The 22,159-nt window shown below is 47.9% G+C and carries 21 protein-coding genes; 20 read left to right on the top strand and 1 reads right to left on the bottom strand.

Annotated elements, in window-relative coordinates; translation table 11 throughout:
* The first annotated feature begins 58 nt into the window (after positions 1–58).
* The 18 genes from C792_RS0108715 to rplT all read left to right on the top strand — a co-directional run bounded on the left by C792_RS0108715 (position 59) and on the right by rplT (position 19,802).
* Complete coding sequence (locus tag C792_RS0108715) at positions 59–817, top strand: hypothetical protein (protein ID WP_017549087.1); 759 nt, start codon at positions 59–61, stop codon at positions 815–817.
* Positions 818–943: 126 nt separating this feature from the next.
* The gene (locus tag C792_RS0108710) at positions 944–1,252 is read left to right on the top strand and encodes a DUF485 domain-containing protein (RefSeq protein WP_017549086.1); all 309 of its coding nucleotides are present in this window, start codon (positions 944–946) and stop codon (positions 1,250–1,252) included.
* Positions 1,252–2,799 (top strand): solute symporter family protein, encoded by a 1,548-nt coding sequence (locus tag C792_RS0108705; protein ID WP_017549085.1) that lies wholly within the window; start codon positions 1,252–1,254, stop codon positions 2,797–2,799. Before C792_RS0108710 ends, C792_RS0108705 begins: the two co-directional genes overlap by 1 nt.
* Positions 2,800–3,027: 228 nt before the next feature.
* Positions 3,028–4,143: a citrate synthase gene (locus tag C792_RS0108700; protein WP_017549084.1), complete on the top strand. Its 1,116-nt coding sequence runs from the start codon at positions 3,028–3,030 to the stop codon at positions 4,141–4,143.
* 32 nt (positions 4,144–4,175) lie between these two features.
* A complete protein-coding gene (gene icd, locus C792_RS0108695; protein WP_017549083.1) occupies positions 4,176–5,441 on the top strand; it encodes an NADP-dependent isocitrate dehydrogenase in 1,266 nt (421 codons plus the stop codon).
* Between the two features lie 29 nt (positions 5,442–5,470).
* On the top strand, positions 5,471–6,403 hold the full coding sequence (gene mdh, locus C792_RS0108690) for a malate dehydrogenase (protein WP_017549082.1): 933 nt from the start codon (positions 5,471–5,473) through the stop codon (positions 6,401–6,403).
* 91 nt (positions 6,404–6,494) lie between these two features.
* Positions 6,495–8,072, top strand: coding sequence for an AbgT family transporter (locus C792_RS0108685; RefSeq protein WP_026090300.1), 1,578 nt, complete (start codon positions 6,495–6,497; stop codon positions 8,070–8,072).
* A gap of 122 nt (positions 8,073–8,194) precedes the next feature.
* On the top strand, positions 8,195–10,798 hold the full coding sequence (polA, locus tag C792_RS0108680; RefSeq protein ID WP_017549080.1) for a DNA polymerase I: 2,604 nt from the start codon (positions 8,195–8,197) through the stop codon (positions 10,796–10,798).
* 8 nt (positions 10,799–10,806) lie between these two features.
* The gene (mutM, locus tag C792_RS0108675) at positions 10,807–11,676 is read left to right on the top strand and encodes a bifunctional DNA-formamidopyrimidine glycosylase/DNA-(apurinic or apyrimidinic site) lyase (RefSeq protein ID WP_017549079.1); all 870 of its coding nucleotides are present in this window, start codon (positions 10,807–10,809) and stop codon (positions 11,674–11,676) included.
* A gap of 4 nt (positions 11,677–11,680) precedes the next feature.
* The gene (coaE, locus tag C792_RS0108670) at positions 11,681–12,271 is read left to right on the top strand and encodes a dephospho-CoA kinase (RefSeq protein ID WP_017549078.1); all 591 of its coding nucleotides are present in this window, start codon (positions 11,681–11,683) and stop codon (positions 12,269–12,271) included.
* A gap of 85 nt (positions 12,272–12,356) precedes the next feature.
* Positions 12,357–13,376, top strand: coding sequence for a glyceraldehyde-3-phosphate dehydrogenase (locus tag C792_RS0108665; protein ID WP_040608790.1), 1,020 nt, complete (start codon positions 12,357–12,359; stop codon positions 13,374–13,376).
* Positions 13,377–13,473: 97 nt separating this feature from the next.
* Positions 13,474–13,947 carry a transcriptional regulator NrdR gene (nrdR, locus tag C792_RS0108660; protein WP_017549076.1) on the top strand — a complete coding sequence of 158 codons (474 nt, stop codon included), beginning with the start codon at positions 13,474–13,476 and terminating at the stop codon, positions 13,945–13,947.
* The gene (locus C792_RS0108655; protein WP_245537532.1) at positions 13,931–15,283 is read left to right on the top strand and encodes a replication initiation and membrane attachment family protein; all 1,353 of its coding nucleotides are present in this window, start codon (positions 13,931–13,933) and stop codon (positions 15,281–15,283) included. The genes nrdR and C792_RS0108655 overlap by 17 nt, the downstream gene beginning before the upstream one ends.
* A 5-nt stretch (positions 15,284–15,288) precedes the next feature.
* Positions 15,289–16,215: a primosomal protein DnaI gene (dnaI, locus tag C792_RS0108650; RefSeq protein WP_017549074.1), complete on the top strand. Its 927-nt coding sequence runs from the start codon at positions 15,289–15,291 to the stop codon at positions 16,213–16,215.
* Between the two features lie 312 nt (positions 16,216–16,527).
* Complete coding sequence (gene thrS / locus C792_RS0108645; RefSeq protein ID WP_017549073.1) at positions 16,528–18,456, top strand: threonine--tRNA ligase; 1,929 nt, start codon at positions 16,528–16,530, stop codon at positions 18,454–18,456.
* Between the two features lie 210 nt (positions 18,457–18,666).
* Positions 18,667–19,200 carry a translation initiation factor IF-3 gene (gene infC, locus C792_RS0108640; protein WP_026090298.1) on the top strand — a complete coding sequence of 178 codons (534 nt, stop codon included), beginning with the start codon at positions 18,667–18,669 and terminating at the stop codon, positions 19,198–19,200.
* A 17-nt stretch (positions 19,201–19,217) separates the two neighbouring features.
* A complete protein-coding gene (gene rpmI / locus C792_RS0108635; protein ID WP_017549071.1) occupies positions 19,218–19,418 on the top strand; it encodes a 50S ribosomal protein L35 in 201 nt (66 codons plus the stop codon).
* Between the two features lie 24 nt (positions 19,419–19,442).
* On the top strand, positions 19,443–19,802 hold the full coding sequence (rplT, locus tag C792_RS0108630) for a 50S ribosomal protein L20 (RefSeq protein ID WP_017549070.1): 360 nt from the start codon (positions 19,443–19,445) through the stop codon (positions 19,800–19,802).
* Between the two features lie 50 nt (positions 19,803–19,852).
* Here the strand turns inward: rplT and C792_RS0108625 are convergent, their stop codons facing one another.
* Entirely contained in the window at positions 19,853–20,125 is a 273-nt protein-coding gene (locus C792_RS0108625; protein WP_017549069.1) for a hypothetical protein, read from the bottom strand.
* Between the two features lie 151 nt (positions 20,126–20,276).
* Between C792_RS0108625 and C792_RS0108620 the strand changes: the two genes are divergently transcribed.
* Both C792_RS0108620 and C792_RS0108615 read left to right on the top strand, forming a co-directional pair.
* Positions 20,277–21,350, top strand: a complete 1,074-nt coding sequence (locus tag C792_RS0108620; RefSeq protein ID WP_017549068.1) for a M42 family metallopeptidase — start codon at positions 20,277–20,279, stop codon at positions 21,348–21,350.
* Positions 21,344–22,090: a TrmH family RNA methyltransferase gene (locus tag C792_RS0108615; protein WP_017549067.1), complete on the top strand. Its 747-nt coding sequence runs from the start codon at positions 21,344–21,346 to the stop codon at positions 22,088–22,090. The genes C792_RS0108620 and C792_RS0108615 overlap by 7 nt, the downstream gene beginning before the upstream one ends.
* Positions 22,091–22,159 lie beyond the last annotated feature (69 nt).

Raw genomic sequence — 22,159 nt, 5'->3', positions numbered from 1 at the left:
ATTTTTTATTGTTGTGGAGATTGCAGGGTGCCGGTATAATGATGTTGAGGTGGCTTAAATGAAAAGGATATTATTATTTGCACTACTGTCGGCGGCTCTTACTGCCTGCGGCAGCGGGGACGGATCCGGCCAGGAAGAAAGCGCCGGAGATGAATCCCAAAATACATCCGAAGAAACCGAAGAGCAGGGGCAGACAGAAGAGTCTGGAGAAGGTCAGCAGTCTGAAGCTGACGCATCTGAAATCATAGATCGGGCGGTTGCTGAATGGGGCGAAGCCTCCAGTTACGAAGCGAGACAGACTTTCACCATTTCCTCCGGGGATGCGCAGAATGTCGTCCGTACAATAACAACACAGAGTGAGCAGGACGAAGTGAAAGTCGAAGTCGACAACGGGAGTGCAGTGGACGTCCACTACGTCATAGACGGGGATCATTTCACATATGAAGACGGCAGCATCAATGAAGAGGATGCCGACGTGGATATGAACGGCAGCACCTATGGTGAAATCATCCAGAACCTGGAGGCTTTCAAAGGAGGCGAGGCAACAAAGACGGAAGGGGGATATGAAATACTTTTCCCTGTCGGCTCATCTGAAGACGTTGCCGGTTTTGTCGACCAGGAAGTGCTGGATTCATTGGATGGTGCCGAAAGCATGAACGGCCAGGTTACAGTGATGCTGAATGACGAATATCAGTATACCGGCGCTAAAATGACACTGACGCTAGAAGATGAGGGCAGTGAAATCAATATGATATCCAACCTGGAATACATGAGGATCGGTGAAATTGACGTCCTTGAAAAACCGAAAGATATGTAGATTATAAGCATTCCATATTCAATTATGGAATGCTTTTTATTTTATGAAAAACTTCATTTTAATTATTCATAAAATTGACATAATTTATCTGAAGAAATAAAATGAAATTATAAAGGGGGTTATACAATGAAAGAAATTGACTATGAGAAGATTGCCCATCAGCAGGAATTCAGGGAACTGCTCAGTAAGCGGAACAAATTCATCTTGCCGATCAGCGTTTTCTTCATTATCGCAACACTGCTTTTTCCTGTACTTACCGGCTATACGACCATTCTCAATAATGAAGCATTCGGCAATATTTCATGGGCATGGATCTATGCGTTGCTGCTTTTCATCATGGTCTGGACGCTTGTCACAATCTATATGAGGCGGGCGAAGGCTTTTGACAGGGAAGCGGACAAAATCATCAGGAAGTACCAGGAAGGGGAACTGTAATGAGTGCAACTGTGATCATCATGTTTTTAGTATTTGTCGGAGCGACTCTTGTCATCACATATTTTGCTTCCAAAAGGACGAATTCAGCGAAGGATTTCTATACAGCAGGCGGAGGGCTGACAGGCTGGCAGAACGGACTGGCCATTTCAGGGGATTATCTTTCCGCAGCTTCGTTTCTCGGCATCGCGGGAGCGATTGCTCTATGGGGGTTTGACGGCTTTTTCTACAGTGTCGGATACTTAACGGCCTATCTGGTCGTATTGTATATTGTTGCAGAACCACTGCGTAACCTGGGTAAATATACAGTGGCTGATATGATTGCCGCACGTTTTGAACTAAAGAAGGTGCGTGCATTTGCAGCACTGTCATCCATCACCATTGTAATATTTTATATGCTTGCCCAGCTCGTCGGGGCAGGGGCGCTTATCCAGCTGCTTTTCGGAATACCGTATACTCTGTCTGTAATCATTGTCGGTATCATGATGACAATCTATGTACTTTTTGGCGGAATGACGGCAACAAGCTGGGTTCAGATGGTGAAGGCCGTGCTGTTGATGATCGGGACGGTAATCATTTCGTTTCTAGTACTGCTCCATTTCAACTTTAACATCTTCAGCATGTTTGGTGAGATGAAAAGTATTACTGCACCGGAGTTCAAAGGGGAATTTTTGAACCCCGGTTCGCAGGGGGCCTCCCCCCTCAATAACATATCCCTCATGATCGCGCTCTTGTTCGGAACGGCGGGACTGCCGCACATCCTTATGAGGTTCTTCACTGTAAAAGATGCCAAAACAGCCAGAAGTTCAGTCATGTGGGCGACATGGATTATCGGCATATTCTATATACTGACGATCTTCCTCGGTTTTGGGGCGGCGGCCCTCCTTTCAAGGGAGGAAATCATCGCGGCCAATCCGGCAGGTAATATGGCAGCACCTCTGCTGGCTGAGCGGCTCGGGGGGGACCTCCTGATGTCATTCGTAGCTGCTGTGGCATTTGCGACAATCCTTGCTGTCGTGGCGGGCCTTGTTCTGTCCGGAGCAAGTGCATTTGCACATGATATTTACGGTCAGGTCATCAAAAAAGGGAAAATTTCGGAGCAGCAACAGATGCTTGCCGCCAAAATTGCGGCGTTCAGTGTCAGTGTGTTTGCCATCATACTGGCCATCTTTGCACAGAATCAGAACGTCGCATTCCTGGTCTCGCTGGCTTTTTGTGTGGCGGCAAGTGCAAACCTTCCGGTGATAGTATTCACGATTTTCTGGAAGCGGTTCAATACTGCGGGGGCGATTACCGGTATATTGACCGGCCTGTTTGCCGCATTGATCCTTGTGATACTGGGGCCGAACGTCATGGATCCTGCAGGTGGGGCATTTATAGAGATGTCGCCGGTGTTCCCGCTTGATAATCCTGCCATCATTTCTGTGCCCGCCGGTTTCCTCGGGGCGTTCCTGGGAACATTCCTTGGAAAGCAGGAATCTGTGGAGAAATACAGGGAAGTGCAGGTCAAAGCCGCCACCGGTATCTCCACGTCGGATATCTCGCATTGATATAAGGGAAACTTATGACCATCAATAAGTTAATTAACGCGTACTTATACTAAGCGCAAATCTTTAAAGGTTTGTGCTTTTCCCTTTGTTGAAGCGGTTTCAGAGCTTTTAACGCTTACTTTTTCACAATCTCTGCAAAAATTTGATTTGTTCACAAAGTTCTTGAATTTGCTATAATGGTATAGAGGCCAACAGGCTGTATCTTTAATTGATTAAAGGAGAATCTATATGTCTGAGAAAAAAGGATTAGAAGGTGTCGTGGCGCTTGAATCACGCATCAGTTCCATCATCGGTTCACAGTTGACATACTGCGGATACGAGATAGACGATCTTGCAGAGAATGCAATGTTCGAGGAAGTGGTCTTCCTGCTCTGGAATGACAGGCTTCCAAATCAATCTGAATTGGATGATTTCCGTGACAAGCTCTTCGGATATATGACGCTTGATCCTAAAATCCACAGTCATTTCGAAGCGTACAGCACTGATGCTGTTCATCCGATGACTGCAATCAGGACTGCTGTATCCTATCTGGCTCACTTCGATGAGCTGACCGAGGAGATGAATGAAGAGGCAAATCATGAAAAAGCGATTAAGATCCAGGCGCAAATTGCTTCTTTAGTTGCCGCTTTTGCCAGGACAAGGAACGGAAAAGAAATTCTGAATCCAAAAAAAGAATACAGCTATGCTGCCAACTTCCTGTATATGCTGAACGGAGAAGAGCCCAATGAGATTGAAGTTGAAGCGATGAACAAGGCGCTTGTACTTCATGCAGACCATGAGCTCAACGCTTCCACATTCACAGCACGGGTCTGTGTTGCGACACTGTCCGATGTCTACTCCGGGGTTACAGCAGCAATCGGAGCCCTTAAGGGACCTCTGCACGGCGGAGCCAATGAACGTGTAATGGCAATGCTGTCTGAAATCGACTCTGTCGATGCAGTTGAAGGATACCTTCAGGAGAAATTCGACAACAAAGAGAAAATCATGGGCATGGGCCATCGTGTCTACAAGGAAGGTGACCCGCGTGCGAAATATCTGAGGGACATGTCCGAGAAACTGACTGAACAACGCGGAGAACCTGAACTGTATGAAAAATCAGCTAAAATTGCTGATATTGTGGAGAGGGAAAAAGGACTCCTGCCGAACGTGGACTTCTTCAGTGCATCCGTGTACCATTCACTTGGCATCGACCACGATCTCTTTACGCCGATATTCACAATGAGCCGCATGTCCGGATGGCTCGCTCATATTCTTGAGCAGTATGCAGATAACAGGCTGATCCGTCCGAGAGCGGAATATGTCGGTCAGACCGGCAAGAAGTATGAACAGATTGAGAACAGATAAACAATATACAAAAACATGGAGGTATTTGAATTATGGCAAGCTCAAAAATCACTACTGATAACGGTGTACTGAATGTACCTGATAATCCTGTCATTCCATTCATAGAAGGGGATGGAATCGGACCTGACATCTGGAGTGCTGCAAGCAAAGTGCTCGATGCAGCTGTGGAAAAAGCATATAACGGTGAAAAGAAAATCGAATGGAAAGAAGTGCTTGCGGGACAGAAGGCATTCGACAAAACCGGCGAATGGCTCCCTAAGGAAACACTGGAAACAATCGATGAGTACCTGCTCGCAATCAAAGGTCCTCTGACTACACCTATCGGCGGCGGAATCCGTTCGCTGAATGTGGCACTCAGACAGGAGCTTGACCTGTTCACGTGCCTGCGTCCGGTAAGATACTTTGAAGGTGTACCTTCACCGATTAAACGTCCTGAAGATACTGACATGGTAATCTTCCGTGAAAATACAGAAGATATCTACGCGGGCATCGAGTTCCAGGAAGGTACGGACGAGGTCAGGAAAGTGATTGATTTCCTTCAGAATGAAATGGGCGCTAAAAATATCCGTTTCCCTGAGACTTCCGGGATCGGGATCAAACCAGTTTCAAAAGAGGGGACTGAACGTCTTGTGCGTTCTGCAATCAACTATGCCATCGACAACAACCGTCCTTCAGTAACACTTGTCCACAAGGGCAACATCATGAAATTTACAGAAGGTGCATTCAAAGCATGGGGTTACGACCTTGCTGAACGTGAATTCGGAGATAAAGTCTTCACTTGGAAGGAATACGACAAGATCGTGGAGGAAAAAGGCAGGGAAGAAGCCGATAAAGTCCAGTCAGAGGCTGAAGCCGCAGGCAAGATCATCATCAAGGATGCAATTGCCGACATCTTCCTCCAGCAGATTCTGACACGTCCGAAAGACTTCGGCGTCGTCGCTACCATGAACCTGAACGGAGACTACATCTCCGATGCACTTGCTGCGCAAGTCGGTGGAATCGGCATTGCACCGGGGGCGAACATCAACTATGAGACAGGCCATGCGATTTTCGAGGCGACACACGGAACTGCACCGAAATACGCCGGTCTGGATAAAGTGAACCCTTCATCTGTCGTTCTTTCAGGTGTACTGATGCTTGAGCACATCGGCTGGCAGGAAGCGGCTGACCTCGTTACAAAAGCGATGGAGAAGACGATTGCTTCCCAGGTCGTCACATATGACTTTGCAAGGCTCATGGACAATTCCAAAGAAGTGAAATGCTCAGAATTCGGAGATGAGCTCATCAAAAATATGTAATTCACTTTGTTTACAAAGGAAGTGTACAGATGGAAAGAAGGAAAATATCTGTAATCGGCGCCGGTTTCACCGGTGCCACTACAGCTTTTATCGCTGCGGCAAAGGAGCTCGGTGATATTGTTCTTGTAGACATTCCACAATCTGAAAGCCCGACGAAAGGGAAGGCTCTGGATATGATGGAAGCGACGCCTGTGCTGGGGGTGGATGCAGGAATCACCGGTACGAGCAACTACGAGGACACCAGTGGTTCCGATATTGTCATAATCACAGCCGGAATCGCACGCAAGCCCGGTATGAGCCGGGATGACCTCGTCAAAACGAATCAGAAAGTCATGGCTGCTGTGACACGTGATATTGTTAAACATTCCCCGGACTGTACCATCATCGTCCTGACAAATCCGGTCGACGCGATGACTTATACAGTGTATAAAGAATCCGGCCTGCCGAAACACAGGGTCATCGGTCAATCCGGGGTGTTGGATACAGCGCGTTTCAGAACATTCGTGGCCGAGGAATTGAATCTTTCGGTCAAGGATGTGCAGGGCTTCGTCCTGGGCGGACATGGGGATGACATGGTGCCGCTGATCCGTTATTCGAGCGTTGGGGGCGTGCCTCTTACAGAACTGCTGGATCAGGAGAAGATAGACAGCATCATTGAACGCACGCGCAAAGGCGGCGCTGAAATAGTGAATCTTCTCGGCAGTGGATCGGCCTACTATGCGCCTGCGGCAGCCCTCGTACAGATGGCGGAAGCCATTTTGAAAGATCAGAAACGCATCCTGCCTTCCATCGCCTATCTTGAAGGTGAATACGGATATGACGGACTCTACCTCGGAGTGCCGACAGTGCTCGGTGAAGGCGGCATAGAAAAGATCGTCGAACTGGAACTGACGGATGATGAAAGAAAACAACTTGATAGATCGAGGGATTCAGTAATTAATGTAATGAATGTTCTAAAATAATCTTTGAAAAAAGTGGGTTGGAATATTATACTGAAAAAGTCATCGTGATGATGACTTTTTCATTTGCTTAAATGGGAGGAATATTTTGAAAATGGGAAAAGGGAAAAAGAATCATGGGTTGTTTCAGAAGTTTCTGGACTTCGTGGAGTGGATTGGTAACAAGCTCCCGCACCCAGTAACATTATTCGCAATACTCGCAGCATTGACGCTCGTTGCATCAGCAGTTTTCTCAATGAGTGGAGTAACTGTCGAACATCCTGGGGAGGATAATGAGACGGTCACAGTAACGAATCTTCTGAATGCAGAAGGAATAAGCTACATATTCGAAAGCATGACGGATAACTTCATCAACTTTGCCCCGCTCGGTGTGGTGCTCGTCACGATGCTCGGTATTGGCGTTGCAGAACGCTCGGGACTGATTGGCGCAGTGCTGAAAGGTTTTGTCCTGTCAATACCGAAAAGCCTGATTACCGGGGGACTCGTTTTCGCCGGTATCATGTCATCTGTTGCCTCAGATGCAGGCTATGTCGTCCTGCCGCCTCTTGGTGCATTGCTGTACCTCGCACTCGGCAGACATCCGCTTGCCGGCCTTGCCGCTGCATTTGCAGGGGTGTCAGGCGGCTTCTCGGCGAATCTTCTGCTCAGCGGTACGGATGTAATGCTGATGGAACTGTCGGCTGCAGGGGCATCCGTAATCGATCCAGCATATGCAGACTCAATGAATGTCGCATTCAACTGGTACTTCATCGCAACAAGTGTATTCATGCTGACACTGGTTGGGTGGTTTGTGTCAGATAAGATTGTCGAGCCGCGTCTCGGTGCATTCAAGATGGACGAGAACGACGAAAACAATACTCTTGCTGATGCAGAGGACATCCAGACACTCCGTCCGATTGAAAAGAAAGGTATGATCTGGGCGGGGGTATCGGTTATTGTGGGCTTTGCACTCGCGCTGCTGCTTGTAGTGCTTCCAAATTCACCGATGCGCGGTCCGGATGACGCAGGCAATTATATGGATACAATCATCCAGTCGCCGTTCATGAGTTCACTGGTGCCCATCATTGCAATCCTATTCCTTATACCGGGAATAGTATACGGTGTAGTTACGAAAAGTATCAAAAATGACAAGGACGTGGCAAACCAGATGTCAGATACTATGGCATCCATGGGAATGTTCATCGTTCTCGCATTTGCAGCAGGGCAGTTCGTGGCATACTTCACAGAGTCGAACCTTGGTATCGTCATCGGTGTATATGGGGCAGAGATACTTGATAACCTTCAGTTGACAGGTATACCGCTCCTCATTGGTTTCATGCTGGTGACAGCATTCATCAACCTGTTCATCGGAAGTGCCAGTGCCAAATGGGCACTGATGGCCCCGATTTTTGTGCCGATACTGATGCAGCTCGGCTATTCACCGGAACTGACGACAATGGCCTATCGTGTAGCAGATTCGAGTACAAACATCATCACACCACTCATGACGTATTTTGCAATCATCATTGCGTTCGCGCAAAAATACGACAAGAACATTGGCATCGGGACACTGATATCAGTAATGCTTCCGTACTCGATATGCTTCTTCATATTCTGGATCATCATGCTCGTCATTTGGACGCTGCTTGGAATCCCGCTTGGTCCGGATTCACCAATACATTATCCGGGATAACGAAAAGACACAGCTTTGGCTGTGTCTTTTTCAATGGATTAATACAAGGGTCAACTGTATAATCCATATATGAGGGAGCAATGAAATTTTGAACGGAATCTAAAAGAAAGTAGGCATTTTCCATGAAGAAACTAATTCTGATAGACGGCAACAGCGTAGCTTTCAGGGCATTTTACGGATTGCCGCTGCTCAGCAATCAGAGCGGCCTGCACACGAATGCGATCTTCGGCTACGCGCGCCTCCTTGAAAAAATCATCAAAGATGAGAAACCCACTCATTTTCTCGTGGCCTTCGATGCAGGCAAATCCACATTCAGACATAGGCAATATGAAGAGTATAAGGGCGGACGCCAGAAGATGCCGCCGGAACTCGGGGAGCAGCTTGCTCCCATCCGCCGCCTTATTGATGCATACGGTATCAAAAGATATGAAATCGAAGAGTTTGAAGCGGATGATATCATCGGCACGCTGAGCCGTCAGGCAGATGCCGATAAAGGTTTCAAAACGATCATCATCACAGGTGATAGGGATCTTACGCAGCTCGCGAGCGATAGCACGGTCATTTATTATACTAAAAAAGGAATTTCGGACATCGATTTATATAATCCGGACTTCATCGAAGAGAAGTACGGGCTCAAGCCGCTTCAGATCATTGATCTGAAAGGTTTGATGGGGGACAAGTCTGACAATATTCCAGGTGTTCCCGGAGTAGGGGAAAAGACCGCCCTGAAACTGCTTGCAGAGTACGGGACGGTTGAAAATGTGCTTGAAAATGTTGAAGAAGTCGGAGGAAAGAAGCTGAAGGCGAACTTGACAGATCACAGGGATGAAGCCCTTATGAGCAAGGAGCTCGCCACTATACACCGGGAAGTTCCTTTTGATTTCACTCTGGAAGATCTGACGTTTTCGGATCATAACGAAGAAGAGAAGTATGAGCTGTTCAAAGAGCTGGAGTTTGAATCGCTGCTTGGTGACATGGAGGCGAATGAAGCCGAGGATAAGATTGCATTTGATGATGTGCTTGTGGAAACAATCGATGAACTGGGCGAGGAGGTATCCCTGCACCTGGAAGTGAATGCGGTCAATTATCTGTTCACCCCCCCTGAATACCTTGCAGTCACTGACGGAGAACGGACTTTCATTACCCGCACGGAAGATATTGGAACTGGCCAGCTGGAAGCTTTCCTTGCTACAAGGAAAAACATTAACGTATACGATCTGAAACGTCAGACAGGCCTGTTAAGACAGCTTGGTGTCACCTTCAATGACTTCACCACGGACGTCATGCTTGCGAGCTTTCTGCTGGACCCATCACGGAAAATTCTGGATGTTGCAGAAACCGCCGGACAGTTTGATATCTCGGTGGACAGTGATGACTTCCATTACGGCAAAGGGAAAAAAGCCAAAAATCCGGCGCATGAAGAACGGGTGGAGTTCCTAAACTCCAAAGTGATGGCAGTCCATATGCTGAAGGATAAAGTGATTCAGGCACTGGGTGACGACGAAATGTATGATTTATGGAAGGATCTCGAAATTCCACTCTCAAAAGTGCTTGCAGAGATGGAAATAAGAGGAATCACCGTCGATGCCTCAAGACTTGTTGAGATGGAAAAAGAAATACAGGGACGGCTGGATGAAATAGAGGCAAAAATTCACGAGTTCGCCGGTGGGGAGTTCAATATAAATTCGCCGAAGCAGCTCGGAGTTGTACTATTTGAAAAATTGGAACTTCCTGTCATCAAAAAGACGAAGACGGGCTATTCCACGGCGGTGGATGTGCTGGAGCAGCTTCAGGACAAACATGAAATCATCCGGTATCTGCTGGATTACCGTACGCTCTCCAAGCTCCAGTCGACCTATGTCATCGGACTGCAGGAGGAAGTGAAGGATGACGGCAGGATTCATACGCGTTTCAACCAGACACTTGCCCAGACGGGACGTCTGTCTTCGGTTGAACCGAATCTGCAGAATATCCCGATCCGCATCGAAGAGGGGCGGCGGATCCGGAAAGCATTTGTACCGAAGGACAGCAAACATGTGCTTCTCGGGCTTGATTATTCGCAGATTGAACTCAGGGTGCTTTCACACATTACGCAGGATGAAACAATGATCAATGCCTTCACTTCAAATACCGACATCCATACGAAGACGGCAATGGAGGTGTTCGGGGTTGAAAAAGAGGATGTGACCTCTCTTATGAGGCGGAATGCCAAGGCGGTCAACTTCGGAATCGTATACGGCATCAGTGACTATGGACTGAGCCAGAACCTCGGGATAACAAGAAAAGAAGCCAAGAAATTTATAGATAATTATCTCGATTCATTCCCTGAGGTCAAGGCATTCATGCATTCGATTGTGCAGGATGCCAAAAGGGACGGCTATGTCAAAACGATGATGAACAGAAGAAGATATATACCGGATATCCACAGCCGTAACTTCAATGCCAGGAGCTTTGCAGAGCGCACAGCAATGAACTCTCCGATACAGGGGAGTGCTGCCGACATCATCAAGCTTGCAATGGTGGAATACGCAAATTCGGAAAAGGCTCAGAAATTCGATGCTGAACTGCTTCTGCAGATCCACGATGAACTGATTTTCGACGTACCAGAAGATCAGGTGGAAGAATTTATCCCTGTCATCCGAAAGATCATGGAGCAGGCGGTTGAGATGAGCGTGCCACTTGACGTGGAATATGGATACGGTACAGATTGGTATGAAGTGAAGTAGGTGAAAATATGCCGGAACTGCCGGAAGTTGAATTGGTTAAAAGGGAGCTTTCACGAAATGTGGAGGGCAGGACAATAGAGAATATCGAATTATCGGACTATGTCTATAAAGGGCATGGATCAGGGCGCCGGACAATCATCAAGCAGGAGCTTCGGGTGTTCAGCGAGTCTCTGGCGGGCGCTTCCATACTCAAAGTGGGAAGAAGGGGGAAATACCTCTTCTTCGTTTTGGAAAAATCCGGGGAAATATTTCATATGATCGGTCATCTTGGGATGTCCGGTGCATTTTTCATAACAGAGTCGCTGGAAGACATAGGGGATGCAAGTTACAGAAAGCACTGGCATGTGCTGTTCGCGCTGGATGACGGGCATCTCCTCTCATATTGTGATATCAGGAGATTCGGAGAGATGAGTACTGTAGACAGACTCGCTGACTTTGCCCCTTTCAGCCGCATGGCCCCTGAATATACCGAGCCGGAAAGCCTGCCCTTTTTTCTTGAAAAGGCAAGAGAGGGGGCAAATGCAAAAAAAACTATAAAAGCGGTGATCATGGACAGTGCTGTCATTCCCGGTGTTGGCAATATCTATGCTTCGGAGGCTTTATTCTCCTCAGGAATACTGCCGACGAAAAAGGCGGGCAACCTGTCTGTAAAACGCCTTTCTGAACTGCATGAAGAAATCGTCCGTGTATTTGAAGTCTCCCTCCGGAGTGGAGGGTCGACCATTTCAGATTACAGAGGTGTCTCGGGGCAGAGTGGAAGCATGCAGGACCGTTTCAAAATATATCAGAAGAAAAAATGTGCACACTGCGGCAGCGATGTTAAGACAAAAATGATCGCAACACGGAATACGTTCTACTGCACAAAATGCCAGAGGTGATACTATGAACAGCATCATTGGACTTACCGGCGGAATCGCCAGCGGAAAATCGACGGCATCGGCCTATATAGAAGGCAGGGGATATCCTGTGCTTGACGCAGATAAATTCTCGAGGAAGGCGACCGCCAAGGGCGGCCCGTCATACCCGGGGATAATTGAAACTTTTGGAGAGGGGATTCTGGCCCCGGACGGTGAAATAGACCGGCAGAAGCTCGGCTCGATCATCTTCAGTGACCCGCACAGACGCAAAGTGCTGAACGGACTCGTACATCCGGAAATACGCAGGATGATGAATGAGGAAAGGGACAGGCTTCTAAAAGAAAATCATGTGTTCCTCGATATCCCTCTCCTTTTTGAAAATGGACTGGACGATCAATGTGACATAACATTGACAGTATATGTCGACGAATTGACCCAGAAGTCGAGATTGATGGAGCGGAACGGTCTGAGCGGGACGGAAGCGGAGAGCAGGATCAGCAGCCAGATGCCATTATCCGAGAAAAGGGATCGCAGTGACTGTGTCCTTGACAACAGCGGTTCACGGGAAGATCTCTATGAACAGATAGAACAATTCCTGGCTGAAATTGAAAAGTGACTATAATTTCACAATTTCTGCTTTAAACTATCTTCTAATGTGTTATACTAAATAAAAATAAGTATAGCATTAAGGGGCGATTGTCATGAAAAAAATTGCGATTAATGGTTTAGGTAGAATTGGAAGAATGGTTTTCCGCATTGCTGCAGAATCTGAAGAGCTTGATCTCGTTGCTGTGAATGCGAGCTATCCTGCTGAGACGCTTGCGCACATCATCAATTATGATACTACACACGGCAGATGGTCCAAGCGCGTTGAGCCGGCGGATGACAAACTGATTGTCGATGGTAAGGAAATCCTGATCACCCGCGAAAGGAATCCGGAAAAGCTCCCGTGGGGAGACCTCGGCATAGACCTTGTAATCGAAGCGACAGGCGTTTTCAATCATGGTGACAAAGCGGACGCCCATGTCAGGGCGGGCGCAAAGAAGGTTCTGCTTACGGGGCCTTCCAAAGGCGGAGATGTCCAGACGATTGTCCTTGGGGTGAATGACCAGGAACTTGATACCGCGAAGTATGATGTTTTCTCCAATGCTTCATGCACAACAAACTGTCTTGCTCCGGTGGCAAAGATTCTTAACGATGAATACGGGATTACAAATGGTTTGATGACAACCGTCCATGCGTATACTAATGACCAGAAGAACATTGACAACCCGCATAAGGACTTGAGGAGAGCACGTTCTTGCGGTGATAATATCATCCCTACGTCCACAGGTGCAGCCAAAGCCCTGGGTGAAGTGATGCCGGAACTGAAAGGCAAACTTCATGGACTCGCACTCCGTGTGCCGGTTTCCAACGTTTCACTTGTAGACCTCGTTGTCGACCTGGATAAGGATGTGACAAAAGAGGACGTCAATGCGACTTTCGAAAGATATGCAGAAGGAGAAATGAACGGCATACTGGGCGTCTCCGGGGACCCGCTCGTCTCCAGTGACTTCAATACCGACAGCAGGAGCTCCATCATCGACAGTTCGCTTACAATGGTAATGGATGATAACAAAGTCAAAGTGCTTGCCTGGTATGATAATGAGTGGGGCTACTCCACACGCGTTGTCGATCTTGCAAAAGAGATTCTGTCAAAATCCCTTGTCAGCAATGCCTGATCATATTGTAATTTTTAAGAAGGAACTTCGGTTTCTTCTTTTTTTTCTTATGTTATATTATAATGAAGTATCGAACCCCGAATCATGAGGTGATTATATGAAATGTCCAACATGCAGACATCCCAGTTCCAAAGTGATCGATTCGCGGCATACCGATGAATACTCTGCGATCAGAAGACGGAGGGAATGTGAAAACTGCGGATTCCGCTTCACAACTTTTGAACGGATGGAGCTCTCCCCGCTCGTAGTTGTAAAGAAAGATGGCACAAGAGAAGTTTTCAGCCGTGAAAAAGTTATGGACGGTCTGCTCAGAGCATGTGAGAAACGTCCGATCCCATACGAGGAACTGGAGAAGAGAACAGGAAATATAGAAGCTGCCCTCAGGAACCTGAACAAGCCTGAAATCACCTCCAATGAAATCGGCGAATCTGTCATGAATGAGCTGATTACACTTGACCAGGTTGCCTATGTGCGTTTTGCCTCTGTGTATAAAGAATTCAAAGATATTGATCAGCTGATGGATACGCTGAAACACCTTGCCAAAGGCAGTGATGATGATGAACTTCAATGACCGGTTGAAACCGAACACCGAATTTATAATATACAGGCCGGCGAGGCTCGGTACACACCATCTGGATGTCATCAACGAACTTTATCTGCCCCTGATCAATGCGGAAGCCTCGATGATCTATATATATATGAATGAATCGGCATCCCATTATGAACCGCTTGCTGTACGCTTCCACAGGGAAATCATGGACGAGTTCGGCATGGCACTGTCAAAATTTTCAGGTGAGCTGGAAAAACTCGAAGCAATCGGCCTCATCAGGACTTTTGTATCCAATGAAGACCATGATGACCTGTTCATCTACGAAGTGCTTCTGCCGCTTTCCCCCGATGCATTTTTCAAAGATCCCATGCTGAGCCTGTATTTATACAATACGGTCGGCACGGATGCCTACAGGAAGAAAAAAGAGAGGCTCATTTATCCCGGCAAGCCGGAAAATATTTCCGAAGTGACGCGAAAATTCACAGAGGTGTTCACTTCCGGCGGTGCGGAAGGCTTCAGTGTACCGCAGGAAAGCTTCGGGAAAGAAAATCATTCCTCCGGGCCGAATTTGGATCTTGACGATTTTGATTTTGATGTCCTCTTCACACATCTCAAGGGAACGAAAATCGACAGGGCATTCTTCACCAAAGAAGTGCGCATGCTGATTGTCAAATTGAGTGCACTCTTCGGTCTGAACGCCTATGATATGAAGCAGATACTGCTGTCGTCAACGACACAGTATGCAGGTATTGACAAAGAGCAGCTGAAATATGAAGCGAGAAGGTATTATCAGAAAGAAAACGGCAACCGGCTGCCGAAACTCCGTAATGAAGATGAACCTCCGGAGAATGAGGGCGGCTCCTCCTACATTGACAGCCTGGAAAACATCAATCCGCTCGACCGGCTGAATGACATCAGGAGCTTCAGCCCGAGTGAGCAGGATCTCAAACTGGTTACGGATATCATCGCAAAAACCGCACTGCCGAATGGCGTAATCAACCTGCTGCTCGAATATGTCTACCAGCAGAAGCAGGGGGATTTGAATTATCCGTATACCATGAAGATTGCCAAGGACTGGGAACAAAAGGGCATCATGTCGGCAAAAGATGCCTACCAGTCCATCATGGACTTCAGGCAGCAACAGAAAAATGCTTCCCAGCGGGCGGCGCAGAAGTACAATTACAGGGAAAGGCAGGGTGAACGCCGTCCGTCCTGGATGAATGGCGGACAACAGACAAAAACCCGTAAACACAAGCCTGACAGCACAGAGAAAACAAAGGATCAGACGCCTCAGAAAACGGCAAAAGATGATCCGGAGCTTCAAAAAATGATAGAGGAATTCAGAAAATCCAGGTGATTCAAATGGAACCCATTAACCAGTTTTTAAAAAACTCAAAAAAGATAAAAGAGAATAATGACAAACTGTATGAAGAGCTTATCCGCCACCCGAGAATCATCGAGCTCATCGAAAACAGCGATGTCGAAATTACCCGCACAATGATCCGCAATGACATGCTTCAGTTGAAGCGCTATACCGAGCAGTCGCTGGCATGTGAAAAATGCGGTTCCCTCGCAACCTGCATCAACCATCCGGAAGGTTATGTGCCGTCTATAGATGTGAGGGGCGGGCGGATCCACATCATTTATTCTGTATGCCCGAATAAAAAGAAAGAGGATGCTTTCCGGGAGCGTGAACGGATGATAGAATCCTATCACGTGCCGAAAGATGTGAAGGATGCCACCTTTGACACGATTTTTCTGGACCCCGACTCCAACCGGCAGGAGGTCATCCGGAAAGCGATATCTTCAAGCCAGGTGATCAGCGCAGGAACGGATGCCAAAGGGCTCTATATACATGGAAGTTTCGGCATTGGGAAATCCTACCTGCTCGGGTGCATCGCCAATGAGCTGAAGGAGAAATCCATCTCATCCATGATCGTCTATGTGCCGGAAATCATCCGTGACCTGAAAGCCGGCTTCAGGGACGGAACGACAGACGAAAAGTTCAATACCATCAAAAATGCACAGGTGCTGATGCTTGATGACCTCGGCGCGGAGGACGTCACACCATGGGTGAGGGATGAAGTGATGACAGGCATACTGCATTACAGGATGGTCGAGGGGCTGCCGACTTTTATCAGCTCCAACTATTCAATGAACGACCTCGAGTACAGGTACAGCCGTACGAAAGAGAACGGAGTGGAGGAGACGAAGGCGATGCGGATGCTTGAGCGCATCAGATCGCTGTGCGAGGAAATACAGCTCCATGGCAAAAACTACAGGGATTAGCTGGCACTTGAAAACGGAAAATGAATCGAGTATAATAAAATTATAATTTCATTAGTTAAATCCAAGGACAACACCGTATCCAAGTCTCATTTAAGAGAATGCATGATTTGCTGAGACATGCATATAAGGCCGTTATGGTTACTACCTTGCTGCATGCCGGTTAATACCCGGCCGGAACCGGACCGTTATATCCGGCTGAAGGCGGGGGGCAACCCCGTGAATCAGGGTGGTACCGCGGTGAAAGCCGCCCCTCTATATACAGAGGGGCGGCTTTTTCATTTTCAGGATTCAATAAAAGAGAGGAAGAGTGGAATGAGCGAAATTAAAATCAGTTTCCCTGACGGGAATGTAAAAGAATTCGACCGCCGCGTCACTGCCGAAGAGATTGCGCAGTCAATAAGTCCGGGGCTCCGCAAAGCGGCTGTGGCTGCCAAGGTCGATGGACAGATGTACGATCTCAGAAGGCCAATTGAAACAGACAGCGAACTCGAGCTTCTGACCAACAAGAGCGAAGAGGGGCTTGAAGTCCTGAGGCATTCGACTGCCCACCTGATGGCGCAGGCGCTGAAACGCCTCTACGGTGACGTCAAATTTGGTGTCGGGCCGGTCATAGAGGAAGGTTTCTACTATGATTTTGATATGGATGAAAAAATCTCATCTGACGATTTCCCGAAAATTGAAAAAGAGATGCAGAAGATCGTTGATGAAAATGTGGAAGTTACACGTCATGAAATTTCCAGGGAAGAAGCGAAGGAATTTTTCAAGGATGATGAGTATAAACTCGAACTGATCGATGCGATTCCGGAAGGTGAAATGGTCACCGTCTACTCCCAGGGTGAATTCACCGACCTCTGCCGCGGCGTCCACGTACCGTCAACTTCCAAGATCAAAACATTCAAACTCCTCAGTACAGCAGGTGCGTACTGGCGCGGGGACAGTGACAACAAGATGCTGCAGCGTATCTACGGCACAGCTTTCTTCGACAAGAAGGCTCTGAAGGCGTATATGAATATCCTTGAAGAACGCAAAGAGCGTGATCACCGCCGCATCGGAAAGGATATGCAACTGTTCCAGAACAACCAGCTTGTAGGTGCCGGCCTGCCGCTGTGGCTGCCGAACGGCGCCACAATAAGAAGGGAGATAGAACGCTACATCGTTGATAAAGAGGTTTCGATGGGTTATGACCATGTGTATACACCGATCATGGCCAATGTCGATCTGTATAAGACGAGCGGACACTGGGAACATTATCAGGAAGACATGTTTCCGACGATGGACATGGACGGCGAGGAGCTGGTTCTCCGTCCGATGAACTGTCCGCATCACATGATGATCTACAAATCCGCCAAACACTCGTACCGTGAACTGCCAATCCGCATTGCTGAACTCGGCATGATGCACCGCTATGAAGCGAGCGGGGCAGTGAGCGGTCTGCAGCGTGTACGTGGAATGACGCTGAATGATGCCCATGTCTTCGTACGTCCGGATCAGATCAAGGAGGAATTCAAACGAGTCGTCCAGCTGATCATAGATGTATATGAGGACTTCGGATTCGAAAATTATTCATTCCGTCTGAGCTACCGTGATCCGGGGGATACTGAAAAATACTTTGATGATGACCTGATGTGGGAGAAAGCGGAATCCATGCTCAAAGAAGCGGTTGACGAAATGGACATCAAGTACACTGAAGCAGAAGGAGAAGCCGCCTTCTACGGTCCAAAACTGGATGTTCAGGTTCAGACCGCTCTCGGCAAAGAAGAGACACTCTCGACTGTGCAGCTCGACTTCCTGCTGCCTGAACGCTTTGATCTGACTTATGTCGGCAGTGATGGTGAACTGCACCGTCCGGTGGTTATCCACAGGGGTGTCGTCTCTACCATGGAACGTTTTGTCGCTTTCCTCACTGAAGAATATAAGGGGGCATTCCCATTGTGGCTGGCACCTCAGCAGGTGGAAATCATCCCTGTCAACCTTGACCTCCACTATGATTATGCGAGGAGTATCCAGGATGAACTGAAAAGCCAGGGAATACGGGTCAATATTGACGAACGGAATGAAAAGCTCGGCTACAAGATACGCGAAGCACAGATGCGGAAAGTCCCGTATCAGGTGGTCATCGGTGATAAGGAGATAGAGGAGGGACAGGTCAACGTGAGAAAGTACGGCGAACAGGATCAGAACACCTATGACAGGGAGGATTTCGTCTGGAAACTGGTTGATGAAATTCGATTGAAAAAATAGCGTTGACAGATTTCTGAAGTTAGTGTAATATATTAAGAGTTGATAAGAACGGACAAGAAGAAGCGACCCGCTTCTCACCCGCAAGCGCACCAATGCAGCGAACGGGTTAGTGCAGAAGAGATGTGCAGGCAGAGTTGCCTGTTCGTCTTCATGTCGGATGGCGGGCGCAAAATGTGCCCGCCTTTTTGTTCGTCTTCAAACTTTATGGAGGTGTCAAAGATAGCAAAGGATCAGACATTTATCAATGATAGAATCCGTGCCAAAGAAGTCAGACTGATTGGACAGGACGGTTCCCAGCTCGGAATCAAACCGAAGAAGGAAGCCCAGGAGATGGCGGACCGTGTCGAACAGGACCTCGTGCTTGTTGCACCGAACGCCAAGCCACCAGTTGCCCGTATCATGGACTACGGCAAGTACAAGTATGAGCAGCAGCGTAAAGAGAAAGAAGCGCGCAAGAAGCAGAAAATCATCAACGTCAAGGAAATCAGGCTTTCCCCGACCATTGAAGACCATGACTTCAACACGAAGCTTAAGAATGCGAAAAAGTTCCTGTCCAAAGAGGACAAGGTCAAAGTCTCCATCCGTTTCCGCGGACGTGCAATCACACACAAAGATATCGGACGTAAAGTGCTGGAACGTTTCGCAGACGAGCTTTCCGAAGTCGCTACCGTAGAACAGAGGCCCAAGATGGAAGGCCGTTCAATGTTCCTTGTAGTTGCACCAATCATCGACAAAAATCAATAAACCGGAGGTTGAACCCCATGCCAAAAATGAAAACCCACAGAGGATATGCTAAACGTGTAAAGCGTACAGGAACTGGTAAATTCAAACGCAACAGAGCGTTCACATCCCACCTGTTTGCAAACAAATCCACTAAACAGAAACGTCAATTGAGAAAAGCGACACTCGTATCAAAAGGCGATCAGAAGCGTCTTAAACAACTACTATCAAACATGAAATAATCGACTGAACAAGGAGGACCAATCATGGCTCGAGTTAAAAATGGACTGACATCCCGTAAAAGACGTAAAAAGGTATTGAAGCAGGCAAAAGGATATTTCGGTGCGAAGAGCACTCTTTACAGAACTGCTAAACAACAAGTAACAAAATCCGGGCAGTACGCTTACCGCGACCGCCGCAACACTAAGCGTGAATTCCGCAGACTCTGGATTTCACGTATCAATGCAGCTGCACGTCAAAACGACATCAGCTACAGCCGTCTGATGAACGGCCTTAAAACTGCAGGCATCGATATCAACAGAAAAATGCTCTCAGAGATCGCAATTTCCGATGAGAAAGCATTTGCCGAGCTTGCAACAAAGGCTAAAAGTGCACTGGAAAAATAATGATACATGAAAAATACCCATTCCGGTTCAACCGGAATGGGTATTTTTCATCATATCCTGTTCTGCAGTTTGTCGAGCAGGTCCTCGGAATATTCAAAATAACATTCCTTCTGGTGCTTTTTCACTTCCTCGGCGGATTGTGGCAGAATGTCGAGCCTGATAAGCTTTTCGCCCTTGTCAAAGAAAGGGAGGGTCTGATCTGCATAGTCGTCCGTCAGCAGGTTATAGATTTCTTCAGCTTCTTTTTCATTTTCATAAGTATTGCGTTTAACGACGGTCTGTTCTCCGGATTCTTCCACTTTGGATAATTCTATATCTATCATTGACATACCTCCTAGGATAACTTTTGCTGCTGCATAATTGAATAATATCAGCTTATGGCAAACATTTATACCAATATGGTTTTTATTACGGGAACTGAAATAATTTATGGTAGAATGAAAGTATCTTAAAATGAATGATAGGAGACTGATTATGGACAGACAATTGACGATGATGAAAAGTTTGACTGATGCTCACGGCATTTCAGGTTTTGAGTATGATGTCAAAAATGTGATGAAAGAATATCTTGAACCTGTCAGTGATGAACTGGTCAACGATAACCTCGGCGGCCTGTTCGGTAAACGTGATGCCAAAGGCGGTTCCCGCACGCTGCTTATAGGCGGGCACCTTGATGAAATCGGCTTCATGGTGACCCAGATCGACGACAGCGGCTTCCTGAAGTTCACACCGGTCGGTGGATGGTGGAACCAGGTGATGCTGTCCCAGCGCATGAATGTCATTACTGATAAGGGTGTACTCACAGGAGTTATCGGTTCCAAGCCGCCGCACGTCCTGAGTGCGGAAGCCCGCAAAAAACCGGTGGATATGAAAGAGATGTTCATCGATATCGGTGTGGCATCCAAAGAGGAAGCCGAAGCAGCCGGTGTAAAACCGGGTGATCAGATTACACCGCATTGCGATTTTACAGAAATGGCAAACAAAGACTATCTGCTGGCGAAAGCCTGGGACAACAGGTTCGGCTGCAGCCTGGCAATCGAAGTGCTTGAGCAGATCAAGGATGAGGATGTAAGCATCAACGTTGTGAGCGGGGCGACTGTGCAGGAGGAGGTTGGCCTGCGCGGTGCGAAAGTCGCTGCGAATAAGATCAAGCCGGATCTGGCAATTGCAGTTGATGTCGGCATCTCCTGGGACACTCCGGGTATGAGTGAGAAGGACGGAATAGGCAAGATGGGCGACGGACCGCTGGTACTGCTGCTCGACGGCTCCAACATCGGGCATGTCGGCTTCCGCCGCCATATTGAGAAAGTCGCGAAGGACAAGGGCATCCCTGTACAGTGGTCGGCAATCACCGGCGGCGGAACGGATTCCGGTGCCTTCCATGTATCGAACGAAGGTGTGCCTTCAGTGTCGATCGGTGTGCCCCTCAGGTACATGCATTCCAATGTATCAATCCTCAACAGGCAGGACTACAATAACGCAGTCAGATTGGTGACGGAAATCGTCAGATCGCTCGATGACAGTAAGGTGGAAGAGATCATTTGGTAGACAGGGAAATCATTGCATCAAAAGAGAACCGCAGAGTCAGGGACCTGAGGAAGCTCCATAAAAAGAAATACCGCAGCCGGTCCGGACGTTTCCTCGCAGAAGGGGAACACTTGGTTGAAGAGGCGGTAAGACACGGCCAGACAATCCATTCAGTGATATTGCATGAAGCTTATGAACATGCACATCTTGACCTTGGAGGTCTGGAGCTGATGTTTGTCAGCGAGGATGTCATGAGGTCGCTTTCCCAGCTCGAAACACCGCCGGGAATCATCGTCGAGGTATCATATGTACCGCCGATGTCCTCCAGCCAAAGGGTCCTGCTTCTCGATAATGTCCAGGATCCCGGAAACCTCGGTACGCTGATCCGCACTGCTGATGCATTCGGTTTCGACAGGGTTTTGCTGTCGCCGGATACTGTCGATCCGTTCAGTGAAAAAGTGCTCAGAAGCGCACAGGGCAGCACGTTCCATGTCGGAATTGAAATCCGGCCGGCTGCAACCGCCGCAAAGGAATTCGCAGGCACTGTCCTTGCCACTTCTCTGATTGATGCGGAGCCACTTGACGGCATCGTGAATCCGGCCGGCCCGCTCATGCTCATACTCGGCAACGAAGGCGGCGGCGTAGGCAGGGATGTCCTTGACGCCGCGGACAGGAGGGTGACAATCGGAATGAGCGGGGCGAGTGAGAGCCTGAACGTCGGCATTGCCGGCGGAATACTCATGCATCATTTCCAAGCTTGATTTTTTGGTGCTTTGATTTATAATTATTTTATAAGATTAATAAACAGCTTCAGCCTGAAGCCGGACATA

Source organism: Salinicoccus carnicancri Crm, assembly GCF_000330705.1.
Taxonomy (GTDB): domain Bacteria; phylum Bacillota; class Bacilli; order Staphylococcales; family Salinicoccaceae; genus Salinicoccus; species Salinicoccus carnicancri.
This window is presented reverse-complemented; position numbering and strand designations above follow the sequence as displayed.